The 18452-nt window shown below is 69.0% G+C and carries 17 protein-coding genes; 8 read left to right on the forward strand and 9 right to left on the reverse strand.

The window, feature by feature from the left end:
- Positions 1-11 precede the first annotated feature (11 nt).
- Positions 12-1403: a 3-deoxy-D-manno-octulosonic acid transferase gene (locus tag K0H49_RS27035; RefSeq protein WP_219219482.1), complete on the forward strand. Its 1392-nt coding sequence runs from the start codon at positions 12-14 to the stop codon at positions 1401-1403.
- Here K0H49_RS27035 and K0H49_RS27040 read toward each other — a convergent pair whose 3' ends face one another.
- The 4 genes from K0H49_RS27040 to K0H49_RS27055 all read right to left on the reverse strand — a co-directional run bounded on the left by K0H49_RS27040 (position 1404) and on the right by K0H49_RS27055 (position 4650).
- Positions 1404-2789: a TolC family outer membrane protein gene (locus tag K0H49_RS27040; protein ID WP_219219484.1), complete on the reverse strand. Its 1386-nt coding sequence runs from the start codon at positions 2787-2789 to the stop codon at positions 1404-1406. It abuts the gene before it with no gap.
- Positions 2790-2810: 21 nt separating this feature from the next.
- Positions 2811-3149, reverse strand: coding sequence for a rhodanese-like domain-containing protein (locus tag K0H49_RS27045; protein WP_219219486.1), 339 nt, complete (start codon positions 3147-3149; stop codon positions 2811-2813).
- Between the two features lie 100 nt (positions 3150-3249).
- Positions 3250-3927 carry a protein-L-isoaspartate O-methyltransferase family protein gene (locus tag K0H49_RS27050; protein ID WP_219219488.1) on the reverse strand — a complete coding sequence of 226 codons (678 nt, stop codon included), beginning with the start codon at positions 3925-3927 and terminating at the stop codon, positions 3250-3252.
- Positions 3928-3969: 42 nt separating this feature from the next.
- Positions 3970-4650 (reverse strand): TetR/AcrR family transcriptional regulator, encoded by a 681-nt coding sequence (locus tag K0H49_RS27055; protein ID WP_219219490.1) that lies wholly within the window; start codon positions 4648-4650, stop codon positions 3970-3972.
- 94 nt (positions 4651-4744) lie between these two features.
- Here K0H49_RS27055 and msrA point away from each other — a divergent pair, with 94 nt between their 5' ends.
- The 6 genes from msrA (at position 4745) to K0H49_RS27085 (ending at position 11585) form a co-directional block, all read left to right on the forward strand.
- Positions 4745-5314 (forward strand): peptide-methionine (S)-S-oxide reductase MsrA, encoded by a 570-nt coding sequence (gene msrA, locus K0H49_RS27060; RefSeq protein ID WP_219219492.1) that lies wholly within the window; start codon positions 4745-4747, stop codon positions 5312-5314.
- A 19-nt stretch (positions 5315-5333) separates the two neighbouring features.
- Positions 5334-5723 (forward strand): hypothetical protein, encoded by a 390-nt coding sequence (locus tag K0H49_RS27065; RefSeq protein ID WP_219219494.1) that lies wholly within the window; start codon positions 5334-5336, stop codon positions 5721-5723.
- Between the two features lie 77 nt (positions 5724-5800).
- On the forward strand, positions 5801-7996 hold the full coding sequence (locus K0H49_RS27070) for a TonB-dependent receptor (RefSeq protein WP_219219496.1): 2196 nt from the start codon (positions 5801-5803) through the stop codon (positions 7994-7996).
- Positions 7996-8409, forward strand: a complete 414-nt coding sequence (locus tag K0H49_RS27075; RefSeq protein ID WP_219219498.1) for a hypothetical protein — start codon at positions 7996-7998, stop codon at positions 8407-8409. Before K0H49_RS27070 ends, K0H49_RS27075 begins: the two co-directional genes overlap by 1 nt.
- Positions 8410-8489: 80 nt before the next feature.
- Entirely contained in the window at positions 8490-10592 is a 2103-nt protein-coding gene (locus tag K0H49_RS27080; RefSeq protein ID WP_219219500.1) for a TonB-dependent receptor, read from the forward strand.
- A gap of 45 nt (positions 10593-10637) precedes the next feature.
- Positions 10638-11585, forward strand: coding sequence for an AEC family transporter (locus K0H49_RS27085; protein WP_219219502.1), 948 nt, complete (start codon positions 10638-10640; stop codon positions 11583-11585).
- A 13-nt stretch (positions 11586-11598) separates the two neighbouring features.
- Here the strand turns inward: K0H49_RS27085 and K0H49_RS27090 are convergent, their stop codons facing one another.
- The gene (locus K0H49_RS27090) at positions 11599-12576 is read right to left on the reverse strand and encodes a GMP reductase (protein ID WP_219219504.1); all 978 of its coding nucleotides are present in this window, start codon (positions 12574-12576) and stop codon (positions 11599-11601) included.
- 219 nt (positions 12577-12795) lie between these two features.
- Positions 12796-13461 (reverse strand): OmpW/AlkL family protein, encoded by a 666-nt coding sequence (locus K0H49_RS27095; protein ID WP_219219507.1) that lies wholly within the window; start codon positions 13459-13461, stop codon positions 12796-12798.
- 142 nt (positions 13462-13603) lie between these two features.
- On the opposite strand from K0H49_RS27095, the gene K0H49_RS27100 reads away from it, so the two are divergent.
- On the forward strand, positions 13604-16009 hold the full coding sequence (locus tag K0H49_RS27100; protein WP_219219508.1) for a UvrD-helicase domain-containing protein: 2406 nt from the start codon (positions 13604-13606) through the stop codon (positions 16007-16009).
- A gap of 128 nt (positions 16010-16137) precedes the next feature.
- Here the strand turns inward: K0H49_RS27100 and K0H49_RS27105 are convergent, their stop codons facing one another.
- Genes K0H49_RS27105 through K0H49_RS27115 form a run of 3 tightly spaced genes read right to left on the reverse strand, consistent with a single transcriptional unit; the run spans position 16138 to position 18368 of the window.
- Entirely contained in the window at positions 16138-16929 is a 792-nt protein-coding gene (locus tag K0H49_RS27105; protein ID WP_219219509.1) for a BPSS1780 family membrane protein, read from the reverse strand.
- 15 nt (positions 16930-16944) lie between these two features.
- The gene (locus K0H49_RS27110; protein ID WP_219219511.1) at positions 16945-17994 is read right to left on the reverse strand and encodes a homoserine kinase; all 1050 of its coding nucleotides are present in this window, start codon (positions 17992-17994) and stop codon (positions 16945-16947) included.
- Positions 17995-17999: 5 nt separating this feature from the next.
- Positions 18000-18368 (reverse strand): hypothetical protein, encoded by a 369-nt coding sequence (locus K0H49_RS27115; RefSeq protein WP_219219512.1) that lies wholly within the window; start codon positions 18366-18368, stop codon positions 18000-18002.
- Between the last annotated feature and the right edge of the window lie 84 nt (positions 18369-18452).

Consider the following 18452-nt stretch of genomic DNA (forward strand, 5'->3'; position numbering starts at 1 on the left):
TCCCGGTCAGCGTGCGTTCTTTCTCGCTTCGCCTGTACGGGCTCTTCACTTCCCTGGCCCAGCCGCTGGTGCGGCGCAAGCTGCGCCGGCGCGCGGTCGCCGAACCGGGCTACGCCCATGCCGTCGAGGAGCGCTTCGGCCACTACGACGAGGCCGCGGTCGGTGCCGGCTGGTGCTGGGTGCATGCGGTCTCGCTGGGCGAGTCGCGCGCGGCCGGCATCCTGATCGCCGAACTCCGGCGCCAGCATCCGGGCATCCCGATCCTGCTCACGCACGGCACGGCCACCGGCCGCGAGGAGGGCGCCAAGTTGCTCGAGCCGGGCGACCTGCAGGTCTGGCAACCCTGGGACACGCCGGCCGCCGTGGCGCGCTTCCTCGACCGCTTCGCGCCGCGCATCGGCGTGCTGATGGAAACCGAGGTCTGGCCCGAGATGGTCGCGGCCTGCCGCGAGCGCCGCATTCCGTTGGTGCTGGCCAACGCGCGGCTCAACGAGAAATCGCTGGCCTCGGCCGAACGCCTGGGCTGGCTGGCCCGGCCCGCCTACTCGGCCTTGACCGCCGTCTGGGCGCAGACCGAGGCCGACTCGCACCGGCTGGTGTCGCTGGGCGCCAAGGTGGCCGGCGTCTATGGCAACCTCAAGTTCGACGCCTCGCCCGACGCGCGCCAGCTTGCGACGGCCGTCAAGTTCAAGTCGCAGCTGCCGCGCCCGCTGGTCGTGCTGGCCAGCTCGCGCGACGGCGAGGAGCAGTTGCTGCTCGACGTGCTCAAGCGCTTCGGCGCCAACGCGCCGCTGCCCGAGGCCACGCCCGGCATCGACTCGATCGCGCGCCAGGTGGCGGCGGTGCAGTGGATGATCGTGCCGCGCCATCCGCAGCGCTTCGACGAGGTCGCGGCGCTGATCGAGTCCAACGGCTTCGCGGTCGCGCGGCGCAGCACCGCGGGGGCGCCCACGCAGTCGGAGATCTGGCTTGGCGATTCGCTGGGCGAGATGGCGCTGTACTACGGCCTGGCCGATGCCGCGCTGCTGGGCGGCAGCTTCGAGGACCTGGGCGGCCAGAACCTGATCGAGGCCGCGGCCTGCGGCTGCCCGGTGATCCTGGGCCCCTCGACCTTCAACTTCGCCGAGGCCGCCGACCTCGCGCTGGCCGCCGGCGCAGCGCTGCGCGTGCAGGGCATGGAGCAGGCGGTGCGTGCCGCGCTGCAGCTGGTGGGCGACCCGGTGCGGCGCGAGGCGATGGTGCAGTCGGCCCATGCCTTCTCGTCGTCGAACCGCGGTGCCGCGGAGCGCACGGCCGCGGCGGTGCTGGCGATCGCGATGCAGGCCGCGCCGGCGGAGCCGCCGGCTGCGGCGCCCCCGGCTTCGGCCGTCGAGCCCGAGCGGGCCGAGCCCACGCTCGACTGATCAGCGCGTCGGCGCTGGCGTGACGGCCGGCGTGCCGCCCTGCGCCAGCACGGCGTTGATCGGCTGCAGGTCGGTCGGCGTCAGCGTGCCGTTGGCCTGGCGCAGCTTCAGGTTGCCCAGCAGCACGTTGTAGCGCGCCACGGCCAGGTCGCGCTTGGTCTGGAACAGCTGGCTCTGCGCGTTGAGCACGTCGATGTTGATGCGCACCCCGACCTGGTAGCCCAGCCGGTTGGCGTCGAGCGCGCTCTGGCTCGAGGCCTCGGCCGCCTCCAGCGCCTTGACCTGCCCCGCGCCCGAGATCAGCCCCAGGTAGGCCGTGCGCGTGGCCTGCGTCACGTTGCGCCGGGTGGCGTCCAGCGTGGCGCGCGATTGCTCCTCGAGCGACAGCGTCTCGCGAATCCGGTTTTCGGTTGCGAAGCCGGCGAACAAGGGCATGTTGAGCACCACGCCGATGCTCGGCCCGCTGGCGCGCGTGCCCACGGTGGTCGTGAGGTTGCCCTGCGGGCTGCGCGTCACGCTGTAGCCCAGCTGGGCGTCGATGGTCGGCTTGTGGCCGGCTTGCGCCTTCTGCACTTCCAGCCCGGCCACGTCCAGCCCCAGCTGGGCCTGGCGGATCGCGGGATGCACGTCCTCGGCCTGGGTTACCCAGGCGTTCATGTCGGCCGGCACCGGGCCCGGCAGCACCACCGGGGTGGCCAGCGGGGTCGGCGCACTGCCGGTGCGGCCGACCAGCTGGTCGAGCGCGATGCGCCTGACCTGCAGGTCGTTCTCGGCCGCGATCTCCTGCGCGACCACCAGGTCGTAGCGGGCCTGCGCCTCGCGCGAGTCGGTGATGGTCGAGGTGCCGACCTCGAAGTTGCGTTGCGCAAAGGCCAGCTGCTCGGCCACTGCGGCCTTCTGGGCACGCACCAGCGCCAGCGTGTCCTGTGCGGCCAGCACGTCGAAGTAGCCCTGGCTCACGCGCACGATCAGGTCCTGCTCGGCCGTGGTCAGCACGGTCTGGGCGATTTCGGCCTGGCGCTTGCCCTGTTCGTAGGCGGCCCAGGCGGCGGGGCGGTAGAGCGGCTGCGTGGCGCTGATGGCTGCGCTCTGGGTGTTGAAGTTGCGCTCGCCCGAGCCGGGCGGCGCGCCCGAGATCACGTCGATGTCGAACTGGTTGCGCTGCACGCCGGCCTGTACGCCCACCTGCGGGAGGATGCCGGCCTTGGCCTGCGCCGCGCGCGCCAGGTTGGCATCGAACTGCGCGCGTGCGCCCTGGTAGGTGGCGTCGTAGTCGCGCGCCGCTTCGTACAGGCTGAGCAGGCTCTGGCCGTGGGCCGGCAGCGCGAGCGCCGCGGCCAGCGCGGCTGCAAGGGGAAGAAGCCGGGTCACGCGGGTCGCGGGCATGGAATGCGTCCTTGGGAAGAGTCAGTAGCGCGGAACGCCGGCGTCGCGCGCGGCCGACCAGGCGTCGATACCGCCGGCCACGTTGGCCACGTCGGCAAAGCCGTTCTGCGAGAGAAAGGCCGCGACACGCTGGCTGCGTGCGCCGTGATGGCACAGGCAGGCGACGCGATGGCTGGCATCGAGCTCGCCCAGGCGCGACGGAATCTCGTTCATGGGGATGGCCACTAGCGTGAAGCCCTGCGGCACGACGCTGGCGGTCTGCAGTTCCCAGGGTTCGCGCACATCGAGCAGGACGGGCGCCGCCGCGGGGTCCTGGGCGAACCAGGCATCGAGGTCGGAGGGGCGGACTTGGTCGATCATGAAGGTGGTTTCCGGGATGACGCAGGGACGCGGCGGGCGGGGCCGTGCGTCGCTCTCCCGCAGGAAGAGCGACAACGCGGTGCGCGCTGCGCCGAGGCGGCTAGAAGTTGAAGGGCGACGGTTCGGGGAAGTTCAGCAGGCGCGGTGCGACGGTGTCCCATGGCTGCGTGGTTTCCCACTGGCCTTCGCTCACGCGGGTGACGAAGTGGGAACGCATCATCGGCTCGTTGCCGACGATGGCGCTGAGCCGGCCGCCGATGTTGAGCGAGCCCAGCAGGCCCTGCGGAATGCGCGCGACCGAGCCGCTGAGCACGATCACGTCGAAGGTCGGGCCGCTGGGCAGCGGCTTGGAGCCGTCGGCATGGCGCACTTCGACGTTGGTCACGCCGTTGCGCTGCAGCGTCTTGGCGGCGCGCTCGGCCAGCGCGGCGTCGATCTCGAGCGTGAGCACCTTGGCGGCGCGGCCGGCCAGCAGCGCGGCCATGAAGCCGGAGCCGGTGCCGATCTCGAGCACCGATTCGTGCGGCTGCACCTTGAGGTCGTTGAGCGTGCGGGCTTCGATCTTGGGCGCGAGCATGGTCTGGCCGGGCTCGGCCGCGTTGTCCAGCGGCAGTTCCATGTCGAAGAAGGCCAGGGCGCGGTGCACGGCGGGCACGTAGTCCTCGCGACGGATCACGTTGAGCAGTTCGAGGACCTGCGGGTCGTGCACGTCCCAGGGCCGGATCTGCTGCTCGATCATGTTGAAGCGCAGACGCTCGTGCGTGGCGGGGGTGTTCATGTGTTTCTCTTTTCGGAGTGGGACTCAGGCAAACCCACGATTTTAGGCGGCCGGGGGAATCGAGGTTGGCTGGCGGGACAGGCCGCGTATGACGATCTCGGTCTGGGTAGCGACGTATGTCAGCGGATCGAGCTCGATGTCGCTCTCGACCCAGGTGTCGTTGTGCTTCACCAGGAACAGGAAAACCATCGGCGCGACCACGGAATAGATGGCGTGGTTCACGTCCACGGGCAGGAATTCGCCACGGTCGATGCCGCGCTGCAGGATGCGCCGCATCAGCGCGTGGCCGGGCTGCACCACCTCGCGCTGGTAGAAGGCGGCCAGCTCGGGAAAATTGTTGCCTTCGCTGAGCATCAGCTTGGTCAGGCCCGACACCGGCGTGGCGCCGACGCGCTCCCACCAGACCTGGGTGCAGTAGCGCAGCATGTCCGGCGTGCTGCCCTCGAAGGCCTCGAACTCCTGGTTCCATTCGGTGAAGCGGCCGCCGAGGCTTTCGGTGATCACCGCCTTCAGCAGGTCTTCCTTGCTCTGGAAGTAGAGGAAGAGGGTGCCCTTGGAGACGCCGGCACGCGCCGCCACTTCTTCCGAGCGGGTGGCGGCGAAGCCCTTCTCGACGAACAACTCGAGCGCGGCCTGGATCAGCTCGCCAGGGCGCGCCTCCTTGCGGCGCTCGCGCTTGGCGCGCACCGGGCACAGGAGTGTGTTGCTGAGGAAGCGGGGCATGAAAATTAATGACTGACGGGTTAGTAATGTAGTGAGGCCCATCCGACACGTCAAGCCGCGACAATAGCGGGCTCCGCTTTTCCGAAGCCGCCCCATGTCCACCACCACGCCCCTGTCCACGTCCCCCACCACCGAGACCATCGTGCTCGGCGGCGGTTGCTTCTGGTGCACCGAGGCCGTGTTCGACCGCGTGAGCGGCGTGGTCGATGTGGAGTCGGGCTACAGCAACGGCCAGACGATCCAACCGAGCTACGAGCAGGTCTGCACCGGCCGCACCGGGCACAACGAGGTCGTCAAGCTGGTCTTCGACCCGCGCGAGATCAGCCTGCGCGAAGTGCTGGAGATCTTCTTCGTGGTGCACGACCCGACCACGCTCAACCGCCAGGGCAACGACGTCGGCACCCAGTACCGCAGCGGCATCTACTACACCAGCGAGGCGCAGAAGCAGGTGGCCGAAGAAGTCATCCGCGAGATCGAGGTCGGCAAGACCTACGCTTCGCCCGTGGTGACCGAAGTGGCGGCGCTGGCCAACTACTCGACCGCCGAGGCCTACCACCAGGACTACTTCCTGAACCACCCGAACCAGGGTTACTGCGCCTTCGTGGTCGGTCCCAAGGTCGAGAAGTTCCAGAAGACCTTCGCCGCGCGCGTCAAGAAGACCTGAGCCGCCGGCCCTGCCTCCCGTGCACATCGCCCGTCCCGCCCCCACCCGTTCGTCGCGCGCGCTGATCGTCGCGCTGGCGTTCGCGTTGTGGATCGCGGGCACCTTGGGCGTGATGCACCGGTCGATGCACGTGCCCGGCCTTGCCAAGGCGGCGGTGGCCGTGCAGGCGACGACGCCAGACACTGCACACAAGCACGCGGACCACGGCCTGGGCAGCCTGTTCGGCCAGCACACCGATGCCGAATGTCGGCTGTACGACCAGCTGGAGCACGGCTCCAGCGCTCCCGGCGTGCCGCTGGTGGTGCTGCCGATTCTGCTGCCGTCGGCCACCTTTGCCTACCTGCAGGGCGAGGCCATCGCCCGCTGGATCGCGCTGTTCGACGCGCGCGGTCCGCCTTCCACTCGCTGAATCCCCCTTGTTCCGGCTGCCACGTCCGCCTTGCGCGGATGGAGGCGGATCGTTCATCGATTCAACGAGTGCCCATCATGATTCCCCATTTCCGTCGCAATGCCGTGGGCATTGCCGTGCTTTCCCTGCTGTCCTGGTCCGCCTTCGCCCAGGACGCGAGCCTCCCCCCACCTGCGTCCGCCGCCGACGCCGCCCCCACGGTCGCGCCGTCCGCCGCCGACGGCACGCTGTCGACGGTGGAGGTCCATTCCGAGCGCCTGAAGAAGGCGCGCATGGAGCTGTCGCCCGCGGTCGGCGCCACGGTCTACCGCATCGACCGCGCGGCCATCGACGCGCTCGGCAAGGGCGACGCCACCCCGCTCGACGACGTGCTGCTCACCCTGCCGGGCGTCGCCAAGGACTCCAAGGCCTCGGGCTCGCTGCATGTGCGCGACGACCACGGCAATGTGCAGTACCGCGTCAACGGCGTGCAGCTGCCCGAGGGCATCTCGGGCTTCGGTCAGTCGCTGGACACGCGCTACATCGACTCGGTCGACTTCCTGACCGGCGCCTTGCCCGCGCAGTACGGCCTGCGCACCGCGGGCATCGTCGACATCCAGACCAAGCAGGGCCTCGGCAAGCCGGGCGGCTCGCTCGGCCTGACCTTCGGCAGCCACCACACGCTGGAGGAAAGCGGCTCCGTCTACGGCACCACCGGCAACCTGAGCTACTACCTGTCGGGCAGCCTGCTGTCCAACACCAACGGCATCGAGAACCCGCAGCCCACGCTCAACGCGCAGAACGACCGCACGCGCCAGGGCAAGACCTTCGGCAACCTCTCGTACTACCTCGACGCCGACACCCGCCTGGGCCTGATGTTCGGCAGCTACAACGGCAAGTTCCAGATCCCGACCAACCCGAACCAGGCGCCGGCCTTCTCGCTGGCCGGCTACAGCGACCTGGGCACGGGCTTCAATGCGCTGCCGTCGTCCGACGTGCGCGAGCGCCAGACCGAAGCCACGCGTTTCGTGGCCCTGTCCTTCCAGAAGACGGTGGGCGCGCTGGACTACCAGGTCTCGGCCTTCCACCAGTACTCGAACCTGCACTACCTGCCCGATCCGGCGGGCGACCTGATCTACAACGGCGTGGCGTCCGACACCCTGCGCTCCAACACCTCCAACGGCCTGCAGGCCGACGCCTCGTACAAGCTGATCGACGCCCACACGCTGCGCTTCGGCGGTGCCTACACGCGCCAGAGCACGCGCAGCCTCAATGCGGTCAACGTGTTCCCGGTCGACGACAGCGGCGCGCAGCTCGGCAACACGCCGGTGCTGATCGACGACAACTCCGGCAAGATCGGCCAGCTCGCGAGCGTCTATGTGCAGGACGAATGGCGCATCGACCCGAAGCTGACCTTCAACTACGGCCTGCGCTACGACAGCGTCGACGCGTTCACCAAGGAGCACCAGTGGAGCCCGCGCCTGAACCTGGCGTACAAGCTGTCGGGCGACACCGCGCTGCACGCGGGCTATGCGCGCTATTTCACGCCGCCGCCGCAGGAGCTGGCGTCGCAGCAGAGCATCGACCTGTATGCGGGCACCAGCAACCAGCCGGAGATCGCCCATTCCGACCCGGTGAAGGCCGAGCGCACCCACTACTTCGACCTGGGCCTGGACCACAAGGTGAACGCCAACCTGTCGCTGTCGGCCAATGTCTACTACAAGGACATCAGCAACCTGCTCGACGAAGGCCAGTTCGGCCAGGCGCTGATCCTGTCGCCCTTCAACTACGCCCAGGGCTTCGCGCGCGGGCTGGAGCTGTCGGCGCGCTACAACGACGAGCACTGGTCGGCCTACGCGAACTTCGCCTACCAGAAGGCGATGGGCAAGAACATCGTGTCGAGCCAGTCGCTGTTCGGTGCCGACGAACTGGCCTACATCGCCAACCACTACGTGTACCTGGACCACGACCAGACCTACACGCTGTCGGGCGGTGCCAGCTACCGCTTCGGCGACAACCAGCTCAGTGGTGACCTGGTCTTCGGCAGCGGCCTGCGCCGCACGCCCGACGACGGCGCGCCCAACAGCGCCGCGCTGCCGCACTACACGGTGGTCAATGCCGCCTATTCGCACACCTGGAAGGAGGCCTCGGGCGGTGACATCGTCGGCCGTGTCGCCCTCCTGAACCTGTTCGACAAGGGCTACCTGCTGCGCGATGGCACGGGCGTCGGCGTGGGCGCGCCGCAATACGGCACGCGCCGCAGCCTGTACGTGAGCATGACCACGCACTTCTGATGCCCGTGACGATGAACCCGAGGCTGTCGCGCACCGTCGCATTCATGCTGCTCTTCGCAGTGTGGGTGACGGCGACGCTCGGCCTCGTGCATGCCACGCTGCACGTGCCGGGCGACCGCACCTGGGCCGTGGTGGCCGAGGCGGCCGAAGCGAACGCGGGCGCCACGGCCGCGCCTTCGGCCAAGGCCGGCCCGGCGCCACGGCACGGCTGGCTGCATGCGCTGTTCGGCGACAAGACCGACGCCGAGTGCCGGCTGTACGACCGGCTGTCGCACGGCTTCGGCATGCCCGGCGTGCCGCTGCTGGCCCTGCCGATGGTGCTGCCCTCGACCACCTTCGCCTACCTGCAGGGCGAAGCCATCTCGCGCTGGATCGTGCTGTTCGACGCACGCGGTCCGCCGCTCGCTCGCTGAATTTCCTTTGTGTTCCGGCTGCCGCACCCGTCTTGCACGGGGGCGGCGGGTCGCCCATCGATTCAACGAGTGTCCCTTTCATGATTCCCAGTTTCCGTCGCCACGCCATCGGCGTTGCCGTTCTTTCGCTCGCCGCTTTCGCGAGCGCTTCCCATGCACAGGCCCAGGGCGCTGCCCAGGTCCCATCCACTGACGCCTCGAACCTGCGCGAGATCACCGTCACCGGCAACCCGCTCGGCGCCAGCGCGCTGATCGCGCCCACCGACACGCTGCAGGGCGATGCGCTGCTGCAGCGCGCGACCTCCACGCTGGGCGAGACGCTCAACAACATCCCGGGCGTGAGCAGCAGCTACTTCGGGCCCAACGCGAGCCGGCCCATCATCCGCGGCCAGGACGGCGACCGCATCCGCATCCTGCAGAACGGCGGCAGCGCGCCCGACGCCTCGGCGCTGAGCTACGACCACGCGGTGCCGGTCGATGCGCTGGTGACCGAGCGCATCGAGGTGCTGCGCGGCCCCTCGGCGCTGCAGTACGGCGGCAGCGCGGTCGGCGGTGTGGTCAACGTGATCGACAACCGCATCCCCAGCGAACCGCTCAACGGCTTCGGCGGCCGCGCCGACGCGGGCTATGCCAGCGGCAGCAAGGAGAAGAGCGGCGGCGTGGTGCTCGAAGGCGGCAACGACCGCTACGCGCTGCACATCGACGCCTTCGACCGCCGCTCGGACGACGTGCGCGTGCCGATCGAGCTCGCCTGCGAGAAGCCCGGTTCGCCCGGCTTCGCGCGCCGCATCTGCAATTCGCAGAACAGCGCCCATGGTGGCGCGGTCGGCGGCTCGGTGTTCTTCGACCAGGGCTGGATCGGCGCCTCGGTCAGCACCTACCGCAGCGACTACGGCACGGTGGCCGAGGATGACGTGACCATCGGCATGAAGTCCGACCGCTATGCGCTCGAAGGCGAATGGCGCCCGGGCGGCTTCTTCAGCAGCGTGCACGCCAAGATCAGCCACACCGACTACCGCCACACCGAGTTCGAGGGCGGCGAGCCTGGCACCACCTTCGCCAACAAGAGCAACGACATCCGCATCGAGGCGCGCCATCGCAAGATCGGCAATCTCGAGGGCCTGATTGGCTTCAGCAGCGAGACCGGCCGCTTCTCGGCCGACGGCGAGGAGGCCTTCGCGCCGCACAGCCGCACGCGCTCCAACGCGCTGTTCGTGCACGAGGAGCTCGGCACCGCGTGGGGCCGGCTGAGCTTCGGCGCGCGCACCGAGCAGGTCAAGGTCCAGTCCTTCGGCTACCCCGAAGACCCGTCCATCACCCGCTTCACCGTGGGCGAGCGCAGCTTCAACCCGCACAGCGCGGCCTTCGGCGCGCTGGTCGACCTGGCGCCGCAATGGCAGCTGACCTCCAACCTGGCCTACACCGAGCGCGCGCCCAAGGACTACGAGCTGTTCGCCAACGGCCCGCACGTCGCGACCGCGGCCTGGGAGGTCGGTGATCCGTCGCTCAAGAAGGAGAAGTCGGTCGGCTTCGACATCGGCGCGCAGTGGAAGTCCGGCGCCAACAACGCGCGCGTGAACGCCTACGTGACCCGCTTTCGCAACTACATCGGCCTGACCGCCACCGGCAACCAGCGGGACGGCGAGGGTGCGTTGGTGACGGACCCGAGCGCGGAAGACACGCTGGCCGAGTACGTCTACGGCGGCGTGCGCGCGCGCTTCACCGGCCTCGAGGCCAGCGGCAACCTGCGCCTGCTGGGCACCGACGGCTTCGCCGGCACCACCGCGGGATCGACGCTGGACCTGCAATGGCGCGGCGACCTGGTGCGCGCGACCAACACCGACACCGGCGAGCCGCTGCCGCGCATCTCGCCGGTGCGCGTGGGCGCCGCGCTGGCCTACGGCGACGGACCGTGGACCGCGCGCCTGGGCTTCGACCGCTACGCGGCGCAGAACCGCGTGCCGGCCGAAGGCGCACGCGCGACCGAGGCCTACACGCTGTGGAACGCGGCCCTGGCCTACCGCATGAAGGTGCAGGGCGCGAGCCTCACCTGGTATGCGCGGCTGGACAACCTGAGCAACAAGCTGGCCTACAGCGCGACCTCGATCCTGACCACGACGGTCTACCCGGCTGCGCCGCTGCCCGGCCGCTCCGTGAAAGTCGGCCTGCGCGTCAACTTCTAAAGCGCTGACCTGAATGCACCGCGGCGAGCCGCTATGCTCGCCGCGGTGAATTCACCTGTCGCTTCCGCCCTGCTGCCCGTCGTCCTTCTCATCGCCGCGGGCTATCTTGCCGGGCACCGTCGCTGGGTCGGGGCCCACGCGGTCAAGGACCTCTCCAACCTGATCTTCCTGCTGCTCGCGCCCGCGCTGCTGTTCCGCTCGATGAGCGCGGTGCACTTCGAGCAGCTGAGCCTGAAGCCCGTGGCCGCGTATTTCATCGGCGCGGGCATCATCTTCATCGGCACGCTGCTGTGGCGCGGACTCAACCGCACGGCGGCGGTGCTGGCCATCGCGAGCACCTTCAGCAACACCGTGATCATCGGCGTCGCGCTGGTCGACCTGGCCTACGGGCCCGACGGCCTGGTGGTGCTGCTCACGCTGGTCTCGCTGCATTCGCTGGTGCTGATCACCAGTGCCACCGTGCTGATCGAGCTCATGGTGGCGCGCGAGCATGCGGCCTCGAACGGCCGGCAACGGCACCACCTGCTGCGCACCGTGGGGCGCGCGCTGCGCAATTCGATCTTCCATCCGGTGCCGCTGCCGATCATCGCGGGCCTGCTGTATGCGCAGACCGGCTGGGGCATTCCAGCCGTCATCGACAAGCCGCTGATGCTGCTGGGCCAGGCCTTCAGCCCGGTGGCGCTGGTGCTGGTGGGCGTCACGCTGGCGCTCACGCCGGTCGGCACCCACCTGCGCGACGCCTTCACCATGGCGCTGGTCAAGAACGTGGTGCACCCGCTGCTCGTGCTGGGCACGGGCTGGCTGCTGGGCGTGCGCGGCCTGCCGCTGACGGTGATGGTGGTGGCCGCGGCCATGCCCATCGGCGCCAACGCCTTCCTGTTCTCGCAGCGCTACAAGGTGGCCGAAGAACTGGTGACGGCCAGCGTGGTGGTGTCGACCGTGCTGGCGCTGCTCACGCTGAGCGCCGCGATGGCGCTGATGGCCCGCTTCTAGGCGGGCCGGGGCCTCACATCAGCAGGTGTTCGCCGGCGTTGTCGCCGCCCAGCGTGACGTAGTTGACCTTGCGGATGTCCATCAGCGCCTTGCCGCCGGCATAGCTGATGGAGCTCTGCACGTCCTGCTCCATCTCGATCAGCGTGTCGGCCAGCTTGCCCTTGATCGGTTCGAGGATGCGCTTGCCTTCGACGTGCTTGTACTCGCCCTTGTTGAAGTCGCTGGCCGAGCCGTAGTACTCCTTGAACAGCACGCCGTCGACGTCGACCGTCTTGCCCGGCGATTCCTCGTGGCCCGCGAACAGCGAGCCGATCATCACCATCGATGCGCCGAAGCGGATGCTCTTGGCGATGTCGCCGTGGTCGCGGATGCCGCCGTCGGCAATGATGGGCTTGGTCGCCACGCGGGCGCACCACTTGAGCGCGCTGAGCTGCCAGCCGCCCGTGCCGAAGCCCGTCTTGAGCTTGGTGATGCAGACCTTGCCCGGGCCGATGCCGACCTTGGTCGCGTCGGCGCCCCAGTTTTCCAGGTCGATGATGGCTTCGGGCGTGCCCACGTTGCCGGCGATCACGAAGGACTTGGGCAGCTTGGCCTTGAGGTAGCCGATCATGTTCTTCACCGTGTCGGCATGGCCGTGCGCGATGTCGATGGTGATGTACTCGGGCGTCAGGCCGGCCGCGGCCAGCTGGTCGACGGTGTCGTAGTCGGCCTTCTTCACGCCCAGCGAGATCGAGGCGAACACGTCCTTGGCCTGCATGTCCTTGACGAACTGCACGTTGTCCAGGTCGAAGCGGTGCATCACGTAGAAGTAGCCGTTCTGCGCCAGCCAGAGGCTGATGGTCTCGTCCACCACCGTCTTCATGTTGGCCGGCACCACCGGCAGGCGGAACTTGCGTCCGCCCAGCGTCACGCCGGCGTCGCATTCCGAGCGGCTTTCCACGCGGCACTTGCGCGGCAGCAGCAGGATGTTGTCGTAGTCGAAAATTTGCATGATGAGACCAAGCTCCTGTGAAGGGTTCGCCGACGGGAATTCCCTGTCGGCGTGGGCGCTTGGTCTTGGCCGGTTCCGTCGCTGCGAAAGCAGGCGAAAAAAAACCGGGCGACAAGAATCTTGGGCCCGGTGATTGATTCTAGGGGAGCGGGCGCGCACGGGTCAGTCGGCTTTTCATATAGACCTTATTTTTCGTGCCGCTTCTGCGACGCCCGGCCCTCAGAAGCGGTAGCCGATGCCCACGCCGATCAGCAGCGGGTCGACCTTCACCGTCGACAGCTTGGTGCCGTTCAAGCTCACGTCGGTGCGGATCTGCACCTTCTTGACGTCGAAGTTCAGGAACACGTTCTTCGCGATCGCGATGTCCACGCCCGCGCCCAGGGCCAGCCCGAAGCTGTGGTGCTCCAGGTCCAGCCGGCCGACCGAGGGCACGGCCAGGTTCACCGAGCCGATGCGCGTGTAGTTCAGGCCGATGCCCGCGTAGGGGCGCACGGTGCCGTCGGGGATGAAGTGGTACTGCAGCATCAGCGAGGGCGGCAGGTGCTTGAAGCTGCCGATGTCGACCGGGCCGCCCAGCGCGCTCTGCGTGATCGTGACGCGCTGCTTCTGCGGCACCGTCAGCACCAGCTCGGCGGCGATGTGGGGCGTGAAGAAGTAGGTGACGTCGATCTCGGGGATCGTCTTGTCGTTGACGTGGATCGCATCGGCCGGCACCGCCAGCGCGCCGATCGCGTCGGAATGGTTGGCCGTGTCGAGGCGCACGGCACGCGCGCGCAGCAGCCAGTTGCCCTGGGCTTCCTGCGCGGCGGCGGGCAGGGCGCAGGCGGCGCCCAGGGCGCCGAGGAGGGCGCCGATCCAGGCGCGCGTGAGCAGGTTCTTCTTCATGGTCGGGGACTCCGTTGCGGGCCGCGCAGGGGACGCGCGGCAACTGGAAGCCAGTGTCCGGAAGCTGCGTCTTTCTGTCCTTGATCCAGGGCAAGCATCGTTCGCCGACGCATTCCGGGCCCGGCGTTCCTACAATGCCGGGATGTCTCTTTTCGGCTCGCACGACGCTTTCGACGGCGCCCCCCCTTCCCCAGCGGCCGCCTCGCCCCTGCTCCACAACCTCAATGCCGAACAACTCGCCGCGGTCACGCTGCCCGAGGGCAATGCGCTGATCCTGGCCGGTGCCGGTTCGGGCAAGACCCGGGTGCTCACCACCCGCATCGCCTGGTTGCTGCAGACCGGGCAGGTGACGCCGGGCGGCATCCTGGCCGTGACCTTCACCAACAAGGCGGCCAAGGAAATGGTCACGCGGCTGACCGCGATGCTGCCGATCAACGCGCGCGGCATGTGGATCGGCACCTTCCACGGCCTGTGCAACCGCTTCCTGCGCGCGCACTGGAAGCTGGCCAACCTGCCGTCCACCTTCCAGATCCTCGACACCCAGGACCAGCTGTCGGCCATCAAGCGGCTGATGAAGCAGTTCAACGTCGACGACGAGCGCTTTCCGGCCAAGCAGACCCAGTGGTTCATCTCGGGCGCCAAGGAAGAGGGCAAGCGCCCGGGCGACGTCGAGGTGCGCAGCGAGGAAGACCGCAAGAAGGTCGAGATCTACGAGCTCTATGAGGCGCAATGCCAGCGCGAGGGCGTGGTCGACTTCAGCGAGCTGATGCTGCGCAGCTATGAGCTGCTGCGCGACAACGACCCGATCCGCGAGCACTACCAGCGGCGCTTCCGCCACATCCTGATCGACGAGTTCCAGGACACCAACCGGCTGCAGTACGCGTGGATCAAGATGCTCTCGGGCGCCACGGTCGACGGCCGCTTCGTGCCCGGCAGCAACAGCGTGATCGCGGTGGGCGACGACGACCAGAGCATCTACGCCTTTCGCGGTGCGCGCGTGGGCAACATGGCCGACTTCGTGCGCGAGTTCGATGTGTCGCGCCAGATCAAGCTGGAGCAGAACTACCGCAGCTACAGCAACATCCTCGACTCGGCCAACGCGCTGATCGGCCACAACACCAAGCGCCTGGGCAAGAACCTGCGCACCGAGCAGGGCCCGGGCGAGCCGGTGCGGGTCTACGAATCGACCAGCGACTTCGCCGAGGCGCAGTGGATGGTCGAGGAGATGCGCCAGCTGGTGCGCGACGGCATCGACCGCAAGGAGATGGCCGTGCTCTACCGCAGCAATGCGCAGAGCCGGGTGATCGAGACCGCGTTGTTCAATGCCTCGGTGCCCTACCGCGTGTACGGCGGCCTGCGCTTCTTCGAGCGCGCCGAGATCAAGCATGCGCTGGGCTACCTGCGGCTGCTGGAGAACAAGGACGACGACACCAGCTTCCTGCGCATCGTCAACTTCCCGCCACGCGGCATCGGCGCGCGCAGCATTGAGCTGCTGCAGGACGCGGCGCGCGCGGCCGGCCACTCGCTGCACGACGCGGTGAGTGCGGTCGGCGGCAAGGCCGGCGCCAACCTGTCGGCCTTCGTCGCCAGGATCGACGTGCTGCGCGAGCAGACCGTGGGCATCTCGCTGCGCGAGATCATCGAGCTGGTGCTCGACCACAGCGGCCTGATCGAGCACTACAAGGCCGACCGGGAAGGCGCCGACCGGGTGGAGAACCTGGAGGAACTCGTGAACGCGGCCGAGAGCTTCGTCACGCAGGAGGGCTTCGGCCGCGACGCCGTGGCGCTGCCGGTCGACGAACTGCGCCAGTCGCCCGCGAGCCAGGGGCTGGACCCGAACCTGCCGGTCCTCGACGAACCGCTGGCCCCCGACGCCGAGACCGGCGAGACGCTGAGCCCGCTCGCGGCCTTCCTCACGCATGCGGCGCTGGAATCGGGCGACAACCAGGCGCAGGCCGGCCAGGACGCGGTGCAGCTCATGACCGTGCACGCGGCCAAGGGCCTGGAGTTCGACTGCGTGTTCATCACCGGCATGGAAGAGGGCCTGTTCCCGCACGAGAACTCGATGAGCGACCACGACGGCCTCGAGGAAGAGCGCCGCCTGATGTACGTGGCCATCACGCGCGCACGCCAGCGCCTGTACCTGAGCCATTCGCAGACCCGCATGCTGCACGGCCAGACCCGCTACAACCTCAAGAGCCGCTTCTACGACGAACTGCCCGAAGCCGCGCTCAAGTGGCTCACGCCCAAGAACCAGGGCTTCAAGCCCTCGGCCTTCGGCTACGGCGGCGGCTACGGCAGCACGCGCGCCGGCACCGGCGGCGGCGGCTTCAGCCCCGACGCCTTCGCCAGCCCGCCCGTCCCGCCGCAGAAAGCCGCCCCCTCGCATGGCCTGCGCTCGGGCATGCAGGTGTTCCACAACAAATTCGGCGAAGGCACGGTGCTGGCACTGGAAGGCAGCGGCGACGACGCCCGTGCCCAGATCAACTTCCCGCGGCACGGGGTGAAGTGGCTGGCGCTGTCGGTGGCGAAGCTCACGCCGGTCTGATCAGCCAGCGCTGCCGGCGCACTCTTTTCCAGGGACACCGCGGAACCGGCTCTGCCGGGCCGCCGGTGTCGCTCCCCTGAACGGGGGGAAGGACGCAGCCACACGAAGTGGGCAAGTCCTCCGGGGGGTCAGTCAATAAAGCTATCGCGGAAGGTGAACCACGTGCTCGTGAAGAACATCGACGCCATCACCAGCGCCCCGCCCACCATCAGCGCACCGCCGGCGGCGGCCGCGCCGCCGCCGACCAGCGCCGCGAACAGCGTGGCCACCAGGCTCAGCACGATGCCGGAAAGGATGAAGACGCCGATCCAGGTCATGCCGAAGACGAACATCGCGCCGAAATTCCGGAAGCAGGCGATGAAGCTGAAGAACAGGCTCTTGGTCGGCGGCACGCCGTGCCAGTGCACCAGCGCCGGCGCATGCCAGAAGGCCAGCGACAGCGGCAGGTACAGCGCCATGGCGATCCACAGCGCGGCCTGGAACGAGCCCGACTCGGCCATTTCGCGGCTCACGGTCTCGCCCATCAGGTAGACCCGTGCGAACTGGCCGCCGTCGGCCAGCGCCGACACGCCCATCACCAGCAGGAACAGCACCGCATAGAGCGCGCCCAGCACCAGCATCGGGCGGATGCCGCTGCGGGCGGCGTTCAGCGCGGCCAGCAGCACGGCGGCAGCCGGCGGCTTCTGGCCCGGCTCGGCCTTGGCGGCTTCGGCGCTGGCGGCCATCAGGCCCAGCGTCATGGTGGGCAGCAGCATCAGCGCGATGGCGGTGCCGACCAGCGGCAACTGCGAGGCGATCGACACCATCGCCATGAAGAAGAAGAACAGCGAGGCGAAGGCCAGCGGCCGCTTGGTGAAGGTCTGCAGCCCGCTGCGGACCCAGGTCGCACCCGTGCGGGCCGGCACTATGTTGAGTTTCATCGAATCCGTTCTTCTTCAGGCCGCCATCGCGGCCGGCTGCGCGGGCGCATGCAGCGCCAGCGGTTCGCGGGCGCGCTCGCGCAGCACCCGCTCGAAATGCGTGGGGTCGTGCGCCTGCAGCATGCTGGCCTCGCGCGGCAGGTGGAAATCCCAGAGCCGCGAGATCCAGAAACGCAGCGCGGCCGCGCGCAGCATCGCGGGCAGCAGCGTGCGTTCGGCGGCGGTCAGCGGGCGCACCGCGAGGTAGGCGGCGAGCAGCGCATCGGCGCGCAGCGGATCGGGCCGGCCGCTCGGCAGGTCGATGGCCCAGTCGTTGAGGCACACCGCCAGGTCGAACAGCCAGGTGTCGGTGCCGGCGAAGTAGAAGTCGAACACGCCGCTCAGGCGCGGCGGCGCGCCGTCGATGCCGGCGTCGAACATCGCGTTGTCGCGGAACAGGTCGGCATGCACCGGCCCGCGCGGCAGCGCCGCGTAGGCCGAGGAGGCGGCCACGTGGTTCTGGTAGGCCAGTTCGGCGCGCAACAGGGCCGCCTGCTGTGCGTCGAGGTGGGGCAGCACCACCGGCGCGGTGTCGTTCCACCAGCCGAGGCCACGCAGGTTGGGCTGAACCCGGTCGAAGTCGCGGCCGGCCAGGTGCATGCGCGCCAGCCAGTGGCCGAGTTCGGCGCAGTGCGAGGCCTCGGGCGCGAGCTGGCTGTGGCCGCTCAGGCGCTGGACCACCGCGGCCGGCTTGCCCGCCACCGTGTGCAGCAGTTCGCAGGGCGCGCCGACGGCGGGCGCGAGCAAGCCGGCCTTGGCCGGCGCCACGGCCGGGTCGGCCATCGGCTCGGGCACCGGGATGCCGCGGGCGGCCAGGTGCTTCATCAGGCACAGGTAGTAGGGCAGCTGTTCGGGGCCGAGGCGCTCGAACAGCGTCAGCACGTACTCGCCCTGGTCGGTGCTGGCGAAGTAGTTGGTGTTCTCGATGCCGCCCTGGATGCCCTTGAGCGCCTGCAGGGCCCCCAGGCCCAGGCGCTGCACGAGCGCGTCCGCTTCGTCGAACCCGACGTCGGTGTAGACCGCCACGCCGCTCAGAACTTCATCAGGTTCCAGACGCGGGGGCCGTTGCCGCCGCTGCTGGTCTCGGCCTGGCCCTGGCGCGAACGGCCGCCGTCGTTGGGCAGCACCTCGTAGGAGGGCACGTTGGCCTTGGGTTGCACCGTGATGCTCTGGGTCTGGCCGCCGTAGCGGACTTCGTCGACGCTGGCGCCACCGTCTTCGACGTGGATGTTCTCGATCTTCTGGTTGCGGCGCCCCTCGGCCTTTTCTTCCTGCTTCTGCGGGTCGGCGCCGGGGGCCGGTTGCGGTGCGGGCTGGGCCTGCACGGCGGCCACGGGGACGGCGCAGATGAAAGCCAGCAACAGGGCGTGGCGAAGGAGGGAGGAGGTGGTGGGGGCCATGCCCTGATTGTAGGTGCGCCGCAGTATCCCGTCTGTCAGCGCGGGGCGCTTTCAGCCGTCTGACGACGGCGCGGCGCGCGGGCG

This window comes from Variovorax boronicumulans (assembly GCF_019352895.1).
Classification (GTDB): Bacteria; Pseudomonadota; Gammaproteobacteria; order Burkholderiales; family Burkholderiaceae_C; genus Variovorax; species Variovorax boronicumulans_A.

What these genes read in the sequence shown, in the direction of transcription:
- K0H49_RS27040 (WP_219219484.1), bottom strand. Translation starts at nt 2,789, where the DNA reads ATGCCCGCGACCCGCGTGACCCGGCTTCTTCCCCTTGCAGCCGCGCTG.
- K0H49_RS27045 (WP_219219486.1), bottom strand. Translation starts at nt 3,149, where the DNA reads ATGATCGACCAAGTCCGCCCCTCCGACCTCGATGCCTGGTTCGCCCAG.
- K0H49_RS27070 (WP_219219496.1), top strand. Translation starts at nt 5,801, where the DNA reads ATGATTCCCCATTTCCGTCGCAATGCCGTGGGCATTGCCGTGCTTTCC.
- K0H49_RS27055 (WP_219219490.1), bottom strand. Translation starts at nt 4,650, where the DNA reads ATGCCCCGCTTCCTCAGCAACACACTCCTGTGCCCGGTGCGCGCCAAG.
- K0H49_RS27050 (WP_219219488.1), bottom strand. Translation starts at nt 3,927, where the DNA reads ATGAACACCCCCGCCACGCACGAGCGTCTGCGCTTCAACATGATCGAG.
- K0H49_RS27100 (WP_219219508.1), top strand. Translation starts at nt 13,604, where the DNA reads ATGTCTCTTTTCGGCTCGCACGACGCTTTCGACGGCGCCCCCCCTTCC.
- K0H49_RS27115 (WP_219219512.1), bottom strand. Translation starts at nt 18,368, where the DNA reads ATGGCCCCCACCACCTCCTCCCTCCTTCGCCACGCCCTGTTGCTGGCT.
- K0H49_RS27090 (WP_219219504.1), bottom strand. Translation starts at nt 12,576, where the DNA reads ATGCAAATTTTCGACTACGACAACATCCTGCTGCTGCCGCGCAAGTGC.
- K0H49_RS27080 (WP_219219500.1), top strand. Translation starts at nt 8,490, where the DNA reads ATGATTCCCAGTTTCCGTCGCCACGCCATCGGCGTTGCCGTTCTTTCG.
- msrA (WP_219219492.1), top strand. Translation starts at nt 4,745, where the DNA reads ATGTCCACCACCACGCCCCTGTCCACGTCCCCCACCACCGAGACCATC.
- K0H49_RS27075 (WP_219219498.1), top strand. Translation starts at nt 7,996, where the DNA reads ATGCCCGTGACGATGAACCCGAGGCTGTCGCGCACCGTCGCATTCATG.
- K0H49_RS27105 (WP_219219509.1), bottom strand. Translation starts at nt 16,929, where the DNA reads ATGAAACTCAACATAGTGCCGGCCCGCACGGGTGCGACCTGGGTCCGC.
- K0H49_RS27095 (WP_219219507.1), bottom strand. Translation starts at nt 13,461, where the DNA reads ATGAAGAAGAACCTGCTCACGCGCGCCTGGATCGGCGCCCTCCTCGGC.